The organism is Niallia sp. HCP3S3_B10 (assembly GCF_052064465.1).
Taxonomy (GTDB): Bacteria; Bacillota; Bacilli; order Bacillales; family Cytobacillaceae; genus Niallia; species Niallia hominis.
Genome location: NZ_JBQHVO010000023.1, coordinates 1 through 17,511 on the forward strand (window position 1 = coordinate 1; position 17,511 = coordinate 17,511).

The 17,511-nt window shown below is 35.1% G+C and carries 15 protein-coding genes and 1 riboswitch; of the genes, 4 read left to right on the plus strand and 11 right to left on the minus strand.

Features of this window, described 5'->3' with window-relative positions:
* Nucleotides 1-505 precede the first annotated feature (505 nt).
* A complete protein-coding gene (locus ACTNDN_RS11620) occupies nt 506-862 on the plus strand; it encodes a hypothetical protein (RefSeq protein WP_441131274.1) in 357 nt (118 codons plus the stop codon).
* A 235-nt stretch (nt 863-1,097) separates the two neighbouring features.
* On the opposite strand, the gene gerE is transcribed toward ACTNDN_RS11620, so the two are convergent.
* The gene (gerE, locus tag ACTNDN_RS11625; RefSeq protein ID WP_016201768.1) at nt 1,098-1,322 is read right to left on the minus strand and encodes a spore germination transcription factor GerE; all 225 of its coding nucleotides are present in this window, start codon (nt 1,320-1,322) and stop codon (nt 1,098-1,100) included.
* Between the two features lie 331 nt (nt 1,323-1,653).
* Here gerE and ACTNDN_RS11630 point away from each other — a divergent pair, with 331 nt between their 5' ends.
* The gene (locus ACTNDN_RS11630) at nt 1,654-1,839 is read left to right on the plus strand and encodes a hypothetical protein (RefSeq protein ID WP_441131275.1); all 186 of its coding nucleotides are present in this window, start codon (nt 1,654-1,656) and stop codon (nt 1,837-1,839) included.
* Nucleotides 1,840-1,974: 135 nt separating this feature from the next.
* Nucleotides 1,975-3,114 (plus strand): 7-cyano-7-deazaguanine synthase, encoded by a 1,140-nt coding sequence (locus ACTNDN_RS11635; protein ID WP_235247855.1) that lies wholly within the window; start codon nt 1,975-1,977, stop codon nt 3,112-3,114.
* A 32-nt stretch (nt 3,115-3,146) separates the two neighbouring features.
* Here ACTNDN_RS11635 and sdhB read toward each other — a convergent pair whose 3' ends face one another.
* The 3 genes from sdhB to ACTNDN_RS11650 are packed head-to-tail and all read right to left on the minus strand — an operon-like array spanning nt 3,147 to nt 6,325.
* Nucleotides 3,147-3,905, minus strand: a complete 759-nt coding sequence (gene sdhB / locus ACTNDN_RS11640) for a succinate dehydrogenase iron-sulfur subunit (RefSeq protein WP_031534770.1) — start codon at nt 3,903-3,905, stop codon at nt 3,147-3,149.
* Nucleotide 3,906: 1 nt separating this feature from the next.
* Nucleotides 3,907-5,670: a succinate dehydrogenase flavoprotein subunit gene (gene sdhA, locus ACTNDN_RS11645; protein ID WP_235247858.1), complete on the minus strand. Its 1,764-nt coding sequence runs from the start codon at nt 5,668-5,670 to the stop codon at nt 3,907-3,909.
* A gap of 46 nt (nt 5,671-5,716) precedes the next feature.
* Complete coding sequence (locus tag ACTNDN_RS11650) at nt 5,717-6,325, minus strand: succinate dehydrogenase cytochrome b558 subunit (RefSeq protein ID WP_031534774.1); 609 nt, start codon at nt 6,323-6,325, stop codon at nt 5,717-5,719.
* A 668-nt stretch (nt 6,326-6,993) separates the two neighbouring features.
* Between ACTNDN_RS11650 and ACTNDN_RS11655 the strand changes: the two genes are divergently transcribed.
* The gene (locus ACTNDN_RS11655) at nt 6,994-7,458 is read left to right on the plus strand and encodes a YslB family protein (protein ID WP_031534776.1); all 465 of its coding nucleotides are present in this window, start codon (nt 6,994-6,996) and stop codon (nt 7,456-7,458) included.
* A 61-nt stretch (nt 7,459-7,519) separates the two neighbouring features.
* Here ACTNDN_RS11655 and ACTNDN_RS11660 read toward each other — a convergent pair whose 3' ends face one another.
* From ACTNDN_RS11660 to ACTNDN_RS11690, 7 genes are all read right to left on the minus strand, one after another.
* The gene (locus ACTNDN_RS11660) at nt 7,520-9,532 is read right to left on the minus strand and encodes a methyl-accepting chemotaxis protein (RefSeq protein WP_251629473.1); all 2,013 of its coding nucleotides are present in this window, start codon (nt 9,530-9,532) and stop codon (nt 7,520-7,522) included.
* Nucleotides 9,533-9,688: 156 nt separating this feature from the next.
* Nucleotides 9,689-10,918 (minus strand): aspartate kinase, encoded by a 1,230-nt coding sequence (locus tag ACTNDN_RS11665; protein WP_031534780.1) that lies wholly within the window; start codon nt 10,916-10,918, stop codon nt 9,689-9,691.
* 176 nt (nt 10,919-11,094) lie between these two features.
* A riboswitch (Lysine riboswitch) is annotated at nt 11,095-11,277 on the minus strand.
* Nucleotides 11,278-11,338: 61 nt separating this feature from the next.
* Nucleotides 11,339-13,111, minus strand: a complete 1,773-nt coding sequence (gene uvrC, locus ACTNDN_RS11670) for an excinuclease ABC subunit UvrC (RefSeq protein WP_031534782.1) — start codon at nt 13,109-13,111, stop codon at nt 11,339-11,341.
* Between the two features lie 438 nt (nt 13,112-13,549).
* A complete protein-coding gene (trxA, locus tag ACTNDN_RS11675) occupies nt 13,550-13,864 on the minus strand; it encodes a thioredoxin (RefSeq protein WP_235247860.1) in 315 nt (104 codons plus the stop codon).
* A 116-nt stretch (nt 13,865-13,980) separates the two neighbouring features.
* Complete coding sequence (locus ACTNDN_RS11680) at nt 13,981-14,961, minus strand: electron transfer flavoprotein subunit alpha/FixB family protein (protein ID WP_031534786.1); 981 nt, start codon at nt 14,959-14,961, stop codon at nt 13,981-13,983.
* Between the two features lie 15 nt (nt 14,962-14,976).
* Nucleotides 14,977-15,732 carry an electron transfer flavoprotein subunit beta/FixA family protein gene (locus ACTNDN_RS11685; RefSeq protein ID WP_081836536.1) on the minus strand — a complete coding sequence of 252 codons (756 nt, stop codon included), beginning with the start codon at nt 15,730-15,732 and terminating at the stop codon, nt 14,977-14,979.
* Nucleotides 15,725-17,404, minus strand: coding sequence for a long-chain-fatty-acid--CoA ligase (locus ACTNDN_RS11690; protein WP_031534790.1), 1,680 nt, complete (start codon nt 17,402-17,404; stop codon nt 15,725-15,727). Before ACTNDN_RS11690 ends, ACTNDN_RS11685 begins: the two co-directional genes overlap by 8 nt.
* Nucleotides 17,405-17,511 lie beyond the last annotated feature (107 nt).

Here is a 17,511-nt window from a genome sequence, read left to right on the forward strand (position 1 = left end):
CAAATCATCAGGCCAGCAAGCGTAGCGCGGTAGCCTTGACTGAACACAACACTAAAGTAACTAAATGCGACAACTATGTTGACAAACACCGAAAGCTAACCAAAGTGAAGAAGAAGACTTTAACTTCTCATCCGTAAAAGGTATACTTATTTATTCTTTTTGGGATAGCTATATCTTTGCAAATAAAAATGAGGAAGTAAAAATCCAGATTCCCGTATATGATTTTGATTCAGAGCTAAAATCCTCTAATATTAAATTAGAAAACTTTCATATTGGAGAAGTAAAAGATTTAGAGCTAACCCCTAAAAATAAATTCAAAGACTTTGACCAATATATTCTTGATATTACTCTAATTCCTGAAAAAGAGGGTCAACATAATTTAGATGATTTAAGATTAACAATTACTACAGAAGAAAATGAATATAACCAAACTTTAGGAAAGTGGAACTTTGAAATACAAGAAGAACAACTAAACAATAGTTTTCTTGAAATTAAGGGTGGGACTTTGTTAGAGAATTGGACAGATAATTATAACAATAATTTTGAATATTCAACTAACCTTCATAATATAAGCGACTCAAGTATCCTAATTAAAGATATAGAAATAAATAATCCTAGAATAAATATAGTAACTGGAATTTCACAGGATGTTTTATACAAAATGAAAGAGAACAGATTTACTATAAATCTAAATATTAACCAAACTAAAGGTAATGCCGTTATTAGACCAAAACTAGTATACAGTATAGATAACAAAGAAATGTTCATGCCACTAAATCAAGCCATCTATGCTTCAACTGTCCCTTATTCCGAGCTAGTGGAAATTTTACAAGAAAACGGAATGTTAAATAAAGAAAAATAGATAAAAAAGCACTTCCTAGATGATACATTTAGTATCTTACCAAGAGGTGCAGATGTTTGATTATGCATTGTTTGAATTTAGACTTACTTTTCTTTTTAAGATATTTACTAAATCATTGAATCATTCTTATACTAATTCGAAAGGTGACCCAAATAAGACATCCCCAATCTTTTCTTTTAATTTTAAAGGAAAGATTACGTTTGGTTTTGTCTATTTAGCGAGTCACCTTTCTACATTAAAGCTCTAATTCTCCCATTCTTAGAAGCTCTACAACAGCCTGTGAACGCCCCTTCACGCCCAGCTTCTGCATAGCATTAGAAATATGATTTCGAACTGTTTTTTCGCTTATGAATAAATCACTGGCGATTTCCTTAGTCGTTTTGTCTTGGACTAGCAGTTCAAATACTTCTCTTTCTCTTTTGGTTAATAATGGCTTGTGAGTAAATTCATTCTCCTTCAAGTAGTGTAACCCTCCTTGCCTTTGCCAGCTATGAACTTTGGGATGGGTATAGTTATAGTCTGAATATATTATGTAAAATGACACCTTGGAGTGACTGGATTTATGGAAATTGGGAAAGGTTTTTGCCTTTTTAATTTTTTCTTTTCCATTCCCTCTTTTTATTATGTATTTAGAAAAGAATTCCATTGTATAATTAGTATATATTTCCGTATTTAAACCAAGGAGGCAATGAATGAAAAAAGCATATCAGTTCGTAATTTCCGTTATAGTCATTTTTATTCTAAGTGCTTCCATCTAGGCTACAAACAGTTTTTCCAATAATAAGGAACAAGTGAAAAGAGCTGTTGAAAATCATCTTTACAATATAAGACATTACAAGCAAAAGGCTATAAAAAAAATCGAGGTTCACTACGCCATGTTTGGATTTCATGCGATTGTCATTTTCCATGATGAAAAAGATGTTGCTTATACTTATATGTATAATCTGAAAATAAAAGGGTTTATCAGCATTCAATAAGCTTAATGGAGATGCAATCTCCAGCATTATGGCCAAACATTCCGAGGAAAAGGAGTCATAATAAACTTCCTAAAAAATTAATGGTATAATGGAAAGAAAATTGCACTTGTAAATCTCTAAGTTTTGGTGATAATAATGGACTTAAACATTGAATTCTTGACTAAATTACATCAGGAGCTACTTCAGGATACATATTTTGATTATGAAGGAGAAGGTACTAGTTGTATTGACATCGTTACCATAATGGGAGCCTTATTTTATTTTGAACACCAATCAAAAAAAGCAAAAAAGGATAATAGATTAATTATTCCAGTATTCCATGCAATCCTTTGGGAAGAAAACAGACCACTACTAGAAAAACTAATAGCTTGGATATTGGATGAACCTCTTCATCTTCAATTCCAACCAATCGATACTGATCTTCTTTCACCTTCGTTTTTACTGCCTAATCAGCATGATGTAACCTTGTTTTTAGATGATTTAGATTCCATCATTGGTGTTGCGCAAAATGCAAAGTCTTCTACTGCCTCCGATTATATTAGACTAGTAAATAAGGAAAATGAAAAATCAAAGCAAGGGAAACTAGCCTCCTTCCTGAGGAGTAAAGGAACAGATTCTACTGAGATTATTACCTTAAATTCAGCGATTTCCAAGAAAATTAGAAAGCAACAATCATCAGTTAGCCTCTGTCTACTGGTTTCGATTGCTGCTGTAAAAACATTTTTCAACGGTGGGAAGTATGTATATGTTTTCCAACTGAGTAAAATGAATCCAGATCCTTCAAATGGTTTTAATATATGGAAAAAATCAATGCATCCGAATACATTTAAACATTTAAATGATATTTATGCTGGTTTGGATCTTCATTTGCAAATTCAAACTCCTATACTTTTGAAATCTGTTCAGTCTCTCATGCTTGATTTGCCTAAAGAGTATAAAATCCAAATTAAGAACACGATAAGCTGTGTACGAATGAGTAGAAATGGAGCTATTCTTCCGTGTGGAATATGTCTTTCTTGCCTGCAAAGAAAAATAGCTTTATCCTCATGCAATAGCGAAGTGTATGATACGTTCTATCACTATGATTATGAGCAAAAAATATCAGATATAGAAAACGACGGAGATCGGACAATTTTTTTGGAAAGTATTCAACAAATGGAAAGTATCTGCTCTTATTTGGAAAACAAATTACCTACGCTATCTTTAGAAGAACAATATATAGCAAAGGAATTTGCCAATGCTTATTATCAATATATGACAAAGTATCAAACGTAAAGAAAGACCACCAAAATTGGTGGTCTTTTTGATTAATGATCACTACCAAAGAAATCCTTAAACGCTTGAAAAGTTGCTTCACGGTTTAATGCTGCAATCGATGTAGTCAATGGAATTCCTTTTGGACAGGACTGCACACAGTTTTGTGAGTTACCACAATTAGCTAGTCCACCATCTCCCATAATTTCTTGCAATCTCTCTTCTTTATTCATTTCTCCAGTTGGATGAGAATTGAAAAGACGAACTTGAGAAAGTGGCGCTGGTCCAATGAAATCTGATTTGCTATTTACGTTTGGACATGCCTCTAAGCAAACTCCGCAAGTCATACATTTCGATAACTCATATGCCCATTGTCGTTTTTTTTCTGGCATTCTTGGGCCTGGTCCAAGATCATACGTACCATCAATCGGGATCCATGCTTTTACTTTCTTCAAGCTATCAAACATTCGGCTGCGATCCACTTGAAGATCACGGACGACTGGGAATGTTCTCATTGGTTCTAAACGAACCGGCTGTTCCAATTGATCAATTAGCGCCGTACAGGATTGGCGTGGTTTTCCATTAATAACCATTGAACAAGCTCCGCAAACTTCTTCTAAACAGTTCATATCCCAAGCTACTGGAGATGTTTTTTTCCCGTCGCTTGTGACAGGATTTCTGCGAATCTCCATTAATGCAGAAATTATATTCATATTAGGACGATACGGCAAAGTAAATTCTTCTACATAAGATGGTGAATTAGGGTCATCTTGTCTTTCAATTTGTAACGTTACTGTTTTTTGCTCCCCCATTTTATTTCACTCCCTCTTTTTGCTTTGAATAATCTCTTTTTCTCGGTTTGATTAAGGAGGTATCCACTTCTTGATAATGGAAATCTGGCGCCTTGTTTCCACCAACAAATTTAGCCATTGTTGTTTTTAAGAAATCTTCATCATTTCTTTCCGGGAATTCCGGCTTATAATGTGCTCCACGGCTCTCATTTCGGTTGTATGCACCAAGGGTAATCACACGTGCTAGCTGAAGCATATTCTCTAATTGACGAGTAAATACGCCTCCTTGATTCGACCATTTTGCCGTGTCATTAATATTAATATTTTTATAACGCTCTAATAGCTCTTGAATCTTATCATCTGTTGCAAGCAACTTATCGTTGTAACGAACAACTGTCACATTGTCAGTCATCCATTCTCCTAATTCCTTATGAAGAACATAGGCATTTTCTGTTCCATCCATTTTCATGATATCCTGCCATTTGGATTCTTCTTGTTTCATAGCTGAATCATATAGAGCAGATGATAAATCTTCTGCGCTTTTGCTTAATCCACTGATATATTTAACCGCATTTGGACCTACTACCATGCCGCCATAAATTGCCGAAAGTAAGCTATTTGCTCCCAAACGGTTGGCTCCATGCTGAGAATAATCACATTCTCCTGCAGCAAATAGGCCTGGGATATTCGTCATTTGATCATAATCCACCCATAATCCACCCATGGAGTAATGAACTGCAGGGAAAATTTTCATCGGAAGCTTACGTGGATCTTCGCCAGTGAATTTTTCGTAAATCTCGATAATGCCGCCTAGCTTAATATCAAGCTCTTTTGGATTTTTATGAGATAGATCTAAATACACCATGTTTTCCCCATTGATGCCGAGCTTTTGATCGACACAAACATGGAAAATTTCGCGGGTTGCGATATCCCTTGGCACAAGGTTTCCATAAGCTGGATACTTCTCTTCTAAGAAATACCATGGTTTCCCATCTTTATACGTCCAGATACGGCCGCCTTCCCCACGAGCTGATTCACTCATTAAACGGAGTTTATCATCACCTGGAATTGCAGTTGGATGAATTTGGATAAATTCACCATTTGCATAATAAGCTCCTTGCTGATAAACAACAGATGCTGCTGAACCAGTATTGATAATGGAGTTCGTAGATTTTCCGAAAATAATTCCAGGACCTCCTGTTGCCATAATAACAGCATCTGCAGGGAAGGATTTAATCTCCATTGTCTTTAAATCTTGGGCTTTAATTCCTCTGCATACCCCTTCATCATCTGTGATAATTCCAAGGAATTCCCAACCTTCATACTTTACCACAAGCCCATCGACTTCATAACGTCTTACTTGTTCATCTAATGCATAAAGTAACTGTTGTCCAGTTGTTGCTCCGGCAAAGGCTGTTCGATGATATTGAGTTCCTCCAAAACGACGGAAGTCAAGTAATCCTTCTGGTGTCCGGTTAAACATAACACCCATTCTATCCATCAAATGGATAATTCCTGGCGCAGCTTCAGCCATTGCTTTAACTGGCGGTTGGTTTGCTAAGAAGTCCCCACCGTACACTGTATCGTCAAAATGTTCCCAAGGAGAATCTCCTTCCCCCTTCGTATTTACCGCTCCATTTATTCCACCTTGAGCACAAACGGAATGTGATCTTTTTACAGGCACAAGGGAAAACAGTTCTAAAGGAGTCCCTGTTTCTGCTACTTTGATTGCTGCCATTAATCCTGCCAAGCCACCGCCAACGATGATAACTTTCCCTTTCTTCATAACAAACGTTCACTCCCTCATCTATTGCTCTATTAATCTACTATTATTAAACAAATGCAAAAATTGCTCGTACACCTACAATTGTTAATGCAACAAAAATTCCTAGTGTTACATATGTATTAATTCGTTGCGATTTAGGAGAAACCGTAATACCCCAACTAACACAGAAGGACCATAATCCATTAGAGAAGTGGAAAATTGTTGAGATAACTCCTACTAAATAGAATACTAACATCCATGGATTAGCTAAATTTTCACTCATCATCTCATAATTTACTTCTTGCCCTAATTGTGCAGCCACTCTTGTTTCCCATACATGCCAAACGATAAATATTAATGTGATAATCCCTGTCACCCTTTGGATATAGAACATCCAATTTCGAAAGTATCCATAATTTTTTGTATTATTTTTGGCTGTAAACGCAATATAGATTCCATAAATTGCATGATACAATATCGGTAAAAATATTACAAAAATTTCAAGAAAATACCGAAAAGGCAAATGCTCCATAAATCCAGCTGCCTTATTAAAAGATTCTGGACCGTTAGTTGCAAAATGATTGACAACTAAATGTTGGATTAAAAATACCCCTACGGGAATTACCCCTAATAAAGAGTGAAGCCTTCTGAATAAAAACTCTCGATTTGCTGCCATAAAATTCCCCCCTAATTGATGACATACTCCCTTTGCCCATAAAGCGATAACATAACCAAAAATTCTTACAATTTAGTGACAATTTAATTGTACTCTTAAAAAAAAATGCGGTCAAGAAAACGGATACATTAAATAAATTTTCTTTCGCTTTTTTTCTATCTATATGTGAAAAAAAGTAAAAATTTCCTCCTTTCTATTATTCGCATAAATTTAATATGCAAATCAAATAATAGAATCAACAACAAAGCCATTTAGAAAATATTTTTAATACAAATTTTGATTACAGCAACCTAATATTTTGATATTGGTTTGGGGACTGCAACTTCTTGTTTTACCTGCTTTTTCTCCCCTTTCCTCCTTTCTTACAGGAATTTGATTCCCTGCTGTTCGCAACTTTTATGAAAAAGTTATAACCTACTAAATGAGCTTTCAAGAGTGTTTGGCATTGCTAAATTAAAAAATCATTCTCTTTTCTTATGATTTTTTTTCGTTTATACAGTATACTATTTAGACAATATATTTTATTCTATTTTATTGGAATCCATACTTTTTTACATCATTAATTATTGTATGGAATAATCCTTCATGACTTAATATGATGACTTTTTAAGGAGATTACTTCTTCTAAGTAAGTGAATATAATAGAATGGTAGAAAGAGGAGAGCATATTGAGTAATTTAACATCCGTAGAAGAAAAAAAACAGGTGGAAGCTGCTGATCCGCTTACTGTTCCCGCATATGGATATGAATTAATTCGAGAAATACTTATCCCAGAATTATTAGGCCGTGAAACCCCTGATCTTTTATATTGGGCAGGTAAACGTATTGCTCGCTTATTTCCTTTACAGGCAATAGAAGAAGCTTATGCTTTTTTTCAAAAAGTCGGATGGGGTAATTTAGAAGTCGTGAAACAAACCAAAAATGAAATTACCTATCATTTATCCAGCGAACTCATTGAAAAAAGATTAAAGGAAAAAGGGAAATGCACATTTCAACTAGAAGCAGGATATTTAGCTCAGCAATATGAGCAGACAAAAAATGTTATTACTGAAGCCTTTGAAGACCCAAAAAGAAAAAATCATAAAGTTACCATTACTGTTCGATGGGATAGTAAAGATTCAGTAGTGGAATAATGAGATGACTCCGTATGACGTAAGGAATTTTCTATCAGTTCCTTACGTCATATGGAGTTTTTTAAATGATGAATGCATTTATTTTTTCTTGGAGTTCGACTGCTACATCTGATAATGAGCTGGCTGCTGCTTTTATTTCTTGCATTGCAGCTAATTGTTCTTCGGTTGAGCTTGCCATTTCCTCAGAATAAGCTGCATTCTCGCTTGAAATGGTTAATAATTCATTTGCTGATATACTTACCATTTGTACCTGCTCTGCTATTTGATTAGACAGATTAGCAACTTCCGTCATCTGTGGTGAAATGTTTTTTACACGATGAATAATGCCACTAAAGGCTTCAAAAGTTTGCTCGGATGCCAGTATTCCCTTTTGAACACTTTTTGTAACTGTTTCCATCCCGTCAACAGTTGTTTTTGTATTCGTCAAGATGTTAGTAATAATATCGGCAATTTCTTGCGCAGATTGTTCTGACTGCTTGGCAAGTTTTCCAACTTCTGTCGCAACTACGGCAAATCCTTTTCCATGCTCACCTGCTCTTGCAGCTTCTATTGCTGCATTTAAGGCAAGCAAATTTGTTTGGTTAGCTATTCCACTAATAGTCTCTACAATAGATTCTATTCTTTGCGAGTGTTCTTGTAAGGAATGAATTTGCTGATTCGATGCTTCAACGGAATGATATATTTCATTCATCTGGCTCAGCGTATTGTTTACCGTATTCTCTCCTTCTTGTGCCTGAATGACTGTCTCATTTGTCAATGTGGAAACAATTTTTGCATTTTCGGCAACTTTATTAACATGATTCTCTATTTCCTTTAATGCATTAGAATTTTCCATTAAATTATCCTTCTGTATTTCGGCCTTACTTGAAACTTCCTCCAATGCTCCAGCTACATATTCAGATGCAGATGCTGTTTGATCAGAGCTTGCAAGCAATTGCTCAGACGAAGCGGCAATATGTTCCGATTTTTCGTTTACATCTTTAATGATACTATGTAGATTTTTTGCCATATTTTTAAACGCGTGAGCTACTTGGCCTATTTCATCCTCTCTATAAATGTCTACTTTCTCTGTTAAGTTCCCCTCACTCATTTTTATTGCTGTTTCCTTCAAGTTATTTAATGGTCTAATAAAGGAATTAATGAGCAAGAATACAAAGAATCCGCTTACTAATAACGACACTACAATTACTAGAACAGTTTGATACAAAATAGGAAAAGTCATATCATTAATTTCTGACTTATCTACAACACCAGTGATTTTCCAGCCTACTGTTTCATTCGTTATATATTGCAGAATATAGTTATTTTCTCCATCGGCTAGATCGATGCTTCCCTCATTTTTGTCGAACATTTGATTAAACACTGTCTGTTCAGCAGCTGTACCGGCTTCTTCCTTTGGATGTACAATATATTTTTTATCTTGATTTAAAATGATGATATAGCCTTTATCACCTATTTTTACATCTGAAACCAAGCTTTTTATTCGCTCTAAGCTAACTTCCATTCCTACTACACCTTTTTTATCCTCCGTCTGTTTAGAAACAGCCACAACTAAACTGCCTGTAGCAATCGAAGTATAGGGACTAGAAACGTAAACAACCCCCTCTTTCTCCATCCCGTTTGTGTACCATGCATCTTTCCTTGGATCATAGCCTTTTCCTTGAATACTATTCGGAGATTGGATGATTGTTCCTTCTTTAGAACCAAAGAAAACGCTCTCAATTTCTGGATTCATTTCCATGTATTTATCAAATTCTGTCTTTACCGTCGAATAACTTTCTTCTGATTCATCAAAATTAACTTTTTCCGAATAAATCACCGTTTGATAGATACTGGTGCCTAATGTATTCCTAATAATATTGTCGACTATTTTTACGTTTTCAGACGAAGTATTTAAAAATTGATTTTCCATTTCATTTCTCGCTTTTATATATGAAAACGTGCTAATAATTAAACTTGGAATAATTAATATTAGTGCAAAAGAAATAATCATTTTGGTTTTCAACTTCAATTTAAATCTTGTTTTGATCTTCCCCTTAGTTCTTTTTACCCTATTCCAACTCATTTTCTTCATAGCAGAACCTCCTTTATAGTAAAATATTCCTCTTTTAATATCTTACCATATATATTAAGCGTTTTCATAACAAAATTTTCTATTTTCCATTTTTGAAAATCAAACTAAAAAGCCGCTCCCTAATCCAAGCTTTTGGAAAGAAGCGGCTTTTTGTTTTTATGCATTCACTGGAATTTTACTTAATTCAAACGCATCATGCAATGTTTCTACTGCTTTAACCATATTCTCTTTTTCGATAACAGTGGAAACTTTAATTTCTGATGTGCTCACCATTTTAATAACAATTTCTTCAGCTGATAATACTTTAAACATATCTGCTGCAACACCTGGATTGGAAATCATTCCAGAACCAACAATAGATACCTTGGCTAAGCCTTGTTCAGAAGTAACTTTATCATATCCTAGTACACTCTTATTTTCTTCTAATACTTTTAAGGTTTCTTCTAAATCACTATCTTTAATGGAAAATGATAGGTTTGTCAGCTGATCATTAGTAAGACTTTGGATAATAATATCTACATTTATATGATGAGATGCAAGTGTTGTGAAAATAGTAGAAAGACTTGTTAACGGATTTTTTAATCCAAATACCGTAACACTCGTAATATTATCTTCAAACGCAACTCCACGTACGACTAAATTTTGTTCCATTGAAACTTCCTCCTCGATGATTGTTCCTTCTTCTTGTTCCATACTGGAGCGGACCACTAATGGAACCTGATAGTTTTTTGCATATTCTACCGCTCTTGGATGCAGAACCCCTGCCCCTAAATTCGCTAATTCTAACATTTCATCGTAGGAAATAGCTAATAGCTTTCTAGCATTTTTAACAAACCGAGGATCTGTTGTGAAAACACCGGTTACGTCTGTATAAATGTCACATTTATCCGCTTTTAGCGCTGCTGCAATAGCAACTGCTGTTGTATCAGAACCACCGCGACCAAGTGTGGTAATATCACCAGCTTCTGTAACTCCTTGAAATCCTGCGACAATAACCACTTTACCATCTTGAATTTGCTTTTGAACTTTTTCTGTTTGCATGTTTAAGATTCTAGCATTGCCATGAACGTCCTCTGTTTCTATTCCTGCTTGCCAACCAGTATAAGAAATAGCGTCAACGCCTTTTGCCTGTAACGCCATGCTAAGAAGGCTAATTGTAATCTGCTCTCCAGTTGATAGTAATACATCCATTTCCCGTTTGGACGGCTTTGGATTTATTTCATTTGCTAGCGTCACAAGGGAATCTGTTGTTTTCCCCATTGCAGAAACAACAACAACTACATCATTGCCTCGATTTTTTTCCTCCATTACTCTTTCTGCTACATGTAGTATTCTTTCAGCACTACCTACTGATGTTCCACCGAACTTTTGTACAACTAAACCCAAAGTCATTCCCTACCTTCTTGTAATCTTAGAGGTTTCTTTTTCTTTCTCATTGCTTTTTATTTATGTATTTCCTTTTCTTTTCCAATAATTTTAAATTCCAGAAAAAACGGATTAAAAAAAGCAATGAGAAATATCTCATTGCTGTGCAGGCCAATAATAGTATTAATTCGCACAAACAGTGAGATAGCTCTCCAAAACAGTTCCTTGTTTTGACAATCTTACATTTATTCAATGCAAAACCAGTAAAAAAAGCCATGAGAGCTTTCTTTACTTCGGCGATCTATCCCTTTCATAATTCTTCTCTGAAGCTCATTCTTCTCCGAATTATTACTATTGAAGTTCGCACCTCTACCTTCACTTATTAAGTTATAAGTTGCCATCATTATAGCATAATGTTTTCATTCCAACAAACATTATTTTCTATTCTTGTAATTTAGCAAGTAGCTGTTCCGCCACATTTGTTGGTATTCCAATTTCTAAGAACTCTTCCATCGAGGCTTCTTTCATTTTCTTGACTGAACCAAAAGTCTTTAACAATAATTTTCTACGTTTCTCCCCAATGCCAGGAATATCGTCTAATATAGATTGAAAAGCATTTTTCCCTCTTAATTGACGATGAAACGTAATCGCAAAACGGTGAACTTCATCTTGGATTCTCTGCAATAAATAGAATTCCTGACTATTTCGCTCCAGTGGAATAATCTCTAAGGGATTTCCATATAGCAGCTGTGAGGTACGGTGCTTGTCGTCTTTCACTAATCCCGCAACTGGAATATCTAAGCTCAATTCGTCTAGCAGAACCTCTCTAACTGCCTCTAAGTGTCCCTTGCCTCCATCAATTAAAAGTAAGTCTGGCAGTGGCAATCCTTCTTTTAAAACTCGTTGATACCTTCTACGAACTACTTCACGCATCGATTCGTAGTCATCTGGACCTGTTACTGTCTTAATTTTATATTTGCGGTATTCTCGTTTCGACGGTTTTCCATCGATAAATACAATCATTGCAGACACAGGATTTGTCCCTTGAATATTACTATTATCAAAAGCTTCAATTCGGAGCGGAGTATATATACCGATTTGCTTCCCTAGGTTTTCAACCGCTTTTATTGTCCGCTCTTCGTCTCTTTCGATTAAGGCAAACTTTTCTTTTAAGGCATTTTTCGCATTTTTATTTGCCAATAAAACAAGTTCCTTTTTTTGTCCCCTTTGTGGCTTTGTTACTTTTACCTTTAATAACTGTTCAACAATATCCCCTTGTATATCGTCTGGAAGATAAATTTCCTTTGGCTTAAAATGATTGGCTTTATCATAAAATTGTCCTAGATAAGTCAACATTTCCTCTTCCGGCTCTTGATAAATAGGGAACATACTAACATCTCGTTCAATTAGTTTCCCTTGCCGAACAAAAAATACTTGAACACACATCCAACCTTTGTCATAGGAATAGCCAAAAATATCTCTGTCCACTAAATCCGTCATCATCATTTTCTGCTTTTCCATTGTTGCTTCAATATGGGCAATTTGATCGCGATATTCCTTCGCGCGTTCAAAATCTAATTCTCCTGATGCTGCCATCATTTTTTCGGACAAGTCTTTTTTTATTTCTTTGTACCCACCATTTAGGAATTTTGTAATATCATCCGTCATTTTCTTATATTCCTGCTCACTAACCTCATTCACACATGGAGCCAGACATTGCCCCAAATGGTAATATAAACATACTCTATCTGGTAATACATTACACTTCCGTAAAGGATAGATTCGATCAAGAAGCTTCTTCGTCTCATTAGCCGCTTGTACATTCGGATATGGACCGAAATACTTTCCTTTATCCTTCTTTACATTTCGCGTTGTAATGAGTCTTGGATGTTTTTCTGCCGTTAATTTGATAAACGGATAGCTTTTATCATCCTTCAACATAATATTGTATTTTGGATCATGCTTTTTAATCAGATTTATTTCTAAAATAAGCGCTTCGATATTGGAAGAGGTTATGATATATTCAAAATCTTCTATTTCATTGACTAGTCTTAATGTCTTTCCATCGTGAGAGCCTGTAAAATAGGAACGAACCCGATTTTTCAGCACTTTTGCTTTTCCAACATAAATAATCGTGCCTTGTCGGTCCTTCATTAAATAACAACCAGGCTGATCAGGTAAGATCATTAATTTATTTTTAATGATATCGTTCAATGTTTTCCCTCCCAGCATGCAAACCTAAACAAACGAACATATATACTATCTTCTCTAATTATAGAGAATTTCATCGAATCATCAAGGAAAAAGTATAGGATGGAAATATTTTATGAGAACGGTTTTATTTTTGGATTCGGATTGGATGGGATTGGATGGGTTTTGCCTTTTTGATAAATTAATTATTGGTTGAGATATTTCCTCGATGAATGCCACTTATTTGTTTTTCCTATTATTTGTGGTTTTCATTCCTTCTATGAACGCCTCTTTTCTTGCTTTTCCTCTTACTTGTGGTCTTTATCCCTCCCCAGAACCCACCATTTACAGAAACATCTCTACATTCATCCTTCGTTCCACCAATAAAAAAACTGTAAACACTTCCTCATTTTCTGAGTGTGTCTACAGTTATTTCCTCTTCAAAGAAGATTAAATTCTTTATTAAACATGTTTAGATAATAATTCTGAAAGAGCTTCTTTAGGTTGAAAACCTACTACTTTATCTACAACTTCACCATCTTTAAGAACTAGTAATGTTGGAATGCTCATTACGCCAAATTTAGATGCTGACCCTTGGTTTTCATCTACATCTACTTTTACGATTTTTACACTTTCTCCGATTTCTCCATCTAGTTCTTCTAGAACAGGAGCAATCATTTTACAAGGTCCACACCATGGAGCCCAGAAATCTACTAGTACTACACCTGAACCTGTTTCTTCTTGGAAAGTTTGATCTGTTGCATGTGTAATTGCCATTTATTATTTGCCTCCTTATTTGATAATCTAACAATATCGAAAGTATACCATGCTTTCAAGAATGATACTAATAATATGTTTCAAATATCATTTTCCCCTATAACTTGATAATACATTCAAGATATTTCGATTGTTGGATTGTCCCATTCTTTCATTAAGGCAGGGATTATTTCAAAGAGGTCTCCTACAATTGCATAATCGGCTACTTCAAAAATAGGCGCATGAGGATCTTTGTTAATGGCTATGATTGTTTTGGCTGATGTAACACCCACTAAATGTTGGATGGCTCCGGAAATACCGCAAGCAATATAAAGATCAGGAGCTACAGTTTTACCTGTTTGACCAAGTTGCATTGATGCATCACATACACCTAATTCTACAGCTCCTCTTGATACACCAACCGTTCCACCAATAGTTTTTGCTAATTGATTAATCAGAGCAAACCCTTCTTCATTCTGAATTCCCCTACCCGCACCAACAATAATCTTTGCATCCTCCAAATTAAGCGTCTGCTGCTTTTTTTGTTCTAGTCCAATTAAAGTCGGAATAGATTTATCAATTTTTACTTTTAAGGAACGAATCGTACAATTCCTTTCTAACTTCTTCTGTGAAGCTTTCCACTTTTTCGGCTTAATTGTTAGAAAAAAAGTGGGCGTATTTACTTCTATTTTCTCTATTAATTTTCCAGAGTAAACAGGTCGAGTTAAGAATAACCTTTTTTCATTATATTCAACGCTCTCTACATTCGAATACAAAGGAATATCTAATTTTTCACTTAAATAGGGAGAAATGGCTTTGCCTATATCTGTGTGTCCCCACAGAAGGATAGCAGGATTAAGTTGGTCCCATACGGATAAAAGTGCTTTAGCATAAGGTTCATTTGAGAATCTAGAAAGCAAAGGATGCTCCACTAAAACAATTTGATCAACATCATATTGTTGCAATTCGCAAGCATCTTTTTTTCTATCTTCTCCCATTAATAAAAGGATAATCTCCGCCTCCCCTTGTAGTTGCTTTGCAGCTGAAATACACTCAAGGGTGATGGAGGAAATTTTATCTTGTTGATATTCGCCCAAAATAATAATTTTATCTTTCATTATTAATTCCTCCACTTATTCATGTAATGACTTTAACAATTTTGCTAACGCCATTACCTTTTCTTGTGTTTCTCCTTGAAAGATTGTCTGCTTTCGTTTCATTTTAGGGTATGCGTACTGTTTCGATTTTTCTTTTAATGCCATTTCTTCTGACTGCTTATACACTAAGGGTTTCTTTTTTGCCTTCATAATTCCAGCAAGTGAGGGCAGACGTGGAACATGTAATCCTTGTGGAATGGTGACTAAGAAAGGAAAAGCAACACAAAATGTTTCTATGTCCCCATCCGTGTTTCGTTTTAATATGGCGCTTTCTTCCTCTTTTTCGATTTTGACTGTTTTGGTAAAAAAGGGAATATCTAATAAGGCAGCAACTCGAGGTCCTACTTGACTAGTTGCTCCATCTGTAGAAAAATCTCCTGCTAAGATGATGTCAAAGTCAATCTCTCGCAAATATTCAGCGATTTTTTTAGCTATGGATGGCGCTTCATCTTCTGATGGGTGACATTCTATTAAAACAGCCCGATCTGCTCCCATAGCTAAAGCAGCTCTTAGTTGTTTCTCCCCTTCTTTTCCGCTTATCATTAACACTGTAATTTCGGTATTATATTTCTCTTTAAATTGCAATGCTTCTTCTAAACTAATTGCATCTGGCGGGTTGATGATGAAGTTATCGTCTTCCACAAAAACTTGTCCAGAATCAAGCACTAAAGATGCTTCAGGTGAAATGGTCCTCGATAATAAGACAACTAGATGCAATGCTTTATTACTCATTTATTTCTTCACTTTCTTCCTTTAATTGTCTTCTCAATATTTTACCAATTGCCGTTTTTGGAAGTTCTTTCCTAAATTCATAGATGCGAGGAACTTTAAACGACGCCAGCTTGCTGCGCATATATTTATTCAATTCTTCTTCCGTCACGGTCATGCCTTCTTGTAAAACGACAAATGCTTTAACCGTTTCTCCTCTATAAGGATCTTTTACACCAACAACTGATGCTTCCATAATAGCTGGATGTTCATACAAGACTTCTTCAATTTCACGTGGATAAATATTAAATCCACTGGCAATGATAATATCCTTTTTTCGATCGACGATATAAAAATAACCTTTTTCATCCATATATGCGATATCACCTGTTAATAACCAGCCATCTTTTAAAACTTTCTCGGTTTCTTCTTCATTATTCCAATAGCCTTTCATTACTTGTGGTCCCTTAATACCAAGTTCTCCAACTTCACCTACTGGTAACATTTCTCCTGTTTCTATGGAAAAAATTGCAGCATCTGTTCCAGGCCATGGCACACCAATGCTTCCTTTCACTATTTCATTGTCCCAAAGGAAATTCACATGGGTAACGGGAGATGTTTCTGTTAATCCATATCCCTCTACAATCTTTCCACCTGTCTTTTGCTCAAATTTTTCGATAACCTCGACTGGTAATGGAGCAGATCCACTTATCGCTCCTTTAATGGAAGAAAGATCGTATTTCTTAATATCTGGATGATTCATTAATCCAATATAAATAGTAGGTGCGCCTGGAAAGATAGTCGCTTTTTGTTTTTGGATTGTTTTTAATAGATCTGTTGCGTCAAATCTTGGAACAAGAATCATCTTATACACTTCCATCACAGATAAAACAAGGACTGTCATAAGACCATACACATGGAATAATGGCATTACTGCAAGCATGATTTCCTTGCCTTTTTCCATCTTATATAGCCATTGTCTACACATAGAGGTATTTGAAACTAAATTTTGGTGGGTTAGAATAACTCCTTTAGGAAATCCTGTCGTACCTCCTGTATATTGCAGGATTGCTATATCTTTTTCAAAACTAATCGATACTTCTTTAAGCTTATAGTTCTTCTTTATTGTTTGGGTAAAAAGATGAGTGGATTTTGATGATGGAATAATTGGAGGCTTTCCCTGCTTTTTTGCTTGCACGAAAGGATAGACAATATTTTTTGGAAATGGAAGGTAATCTTTAATAGAAGTTACAATGATATGTTCTAAATCTGTTTGCTCCTTCACTTTCTCCACTCTGTTATAAAGCATATCTAATGTAATAACTGCTTTCGCACCTGAATCTTTCAATATAAATTCTATTTCTCTTTCTTGATACAAAGGATTTACCGGAACTACAATAGCTCCCGCCTGCAAAATCGCATAAAAGCTAATAACTGTTTGAGGAATATTTGGAAGCATTACAGCAACCCTATCCCCTTTTTCTATCCCTAAATTTTGTAGATATGCTGCTAATTTTAATGTTTTTTTGTATAGTGTTTTAAAAGTCATTTCTTTTCCCATAAAATGAATGGCTTTATGCTTTGCATACTCTTTTGCGGCATTTTCTAATAATTGTGGGAGAGTATCTGCCCGATAGTAGACATTTTTGGCTATTTGGTCGGGGTAAAGTTTTAACCATCTTTTCTCAGTTTCCAACACAATTCCTCCATTTAATTCTATTATTGTACTAGCTTATTATATGGAAGAATACTTTAATTGGATTATGTATAAGCCTACTTTTAATCGAATAGAAAAAATAGGCT

Bases quoted from the DNA above. Each gene is read 5' to 3' on its own strand.
- ACTNDN_RS11635 (WP_235247855.1), top strand. From the start codon at position 1,975: ATGGACTTAAACATTGAATTCTTGACTAAATTACATCAGGAGCTACTT.
- sdhB (WP_031534770.1), bottom strand. From the start codon at position 3,905: ATGGGGGAGCAAAAAACAGTAACGTTACAAATTGAAAGACAAGATGAC.
- sdhA (WP_235247858.1), bottom strand. From the start codon at position 5,670: ATGAAGAAAGGGAAAGTTATCATCGTTGGCGGTGGCTTGGCAGGATTA.
- ACTNDN_RS11650 (WP_031534774.1), bottom strand. From the start codon at position 6,325: ATGGCAGCAAATCGAGAGTTTTTATTCAGAAGGCTTCACTCTTTATTA.
- ACTNDN_RS11660 (WP_251629473.1), bottom strand. From the start codon at position 9,532: ATGAAGAAAATGAGTTGGAATAGGGTAAAAAGAACTAAGGGGAAGATC.
- trxA (WP_235247860.1), bottom strand. From the start codon at position 13,864: ATGGCAATTACACATGCAACAGATCAAACTTTCCAAGAAGAAACAGGT.
- ACTNDN_RS11680 (WP_031534786.1), bottom strand. From the start codon at position 14,961: ATGAAAGATAAAATTATTATTTTGGGCGAATATCAACAAGATAAAATT.
- ACTNDN_RS11685 (WP_081836536.1), bottom strand. From the start codon at position 15,732: ATGAGTAATAAAGCATTGCATCTAGTTGTCTTATTATCGAGGACCATT.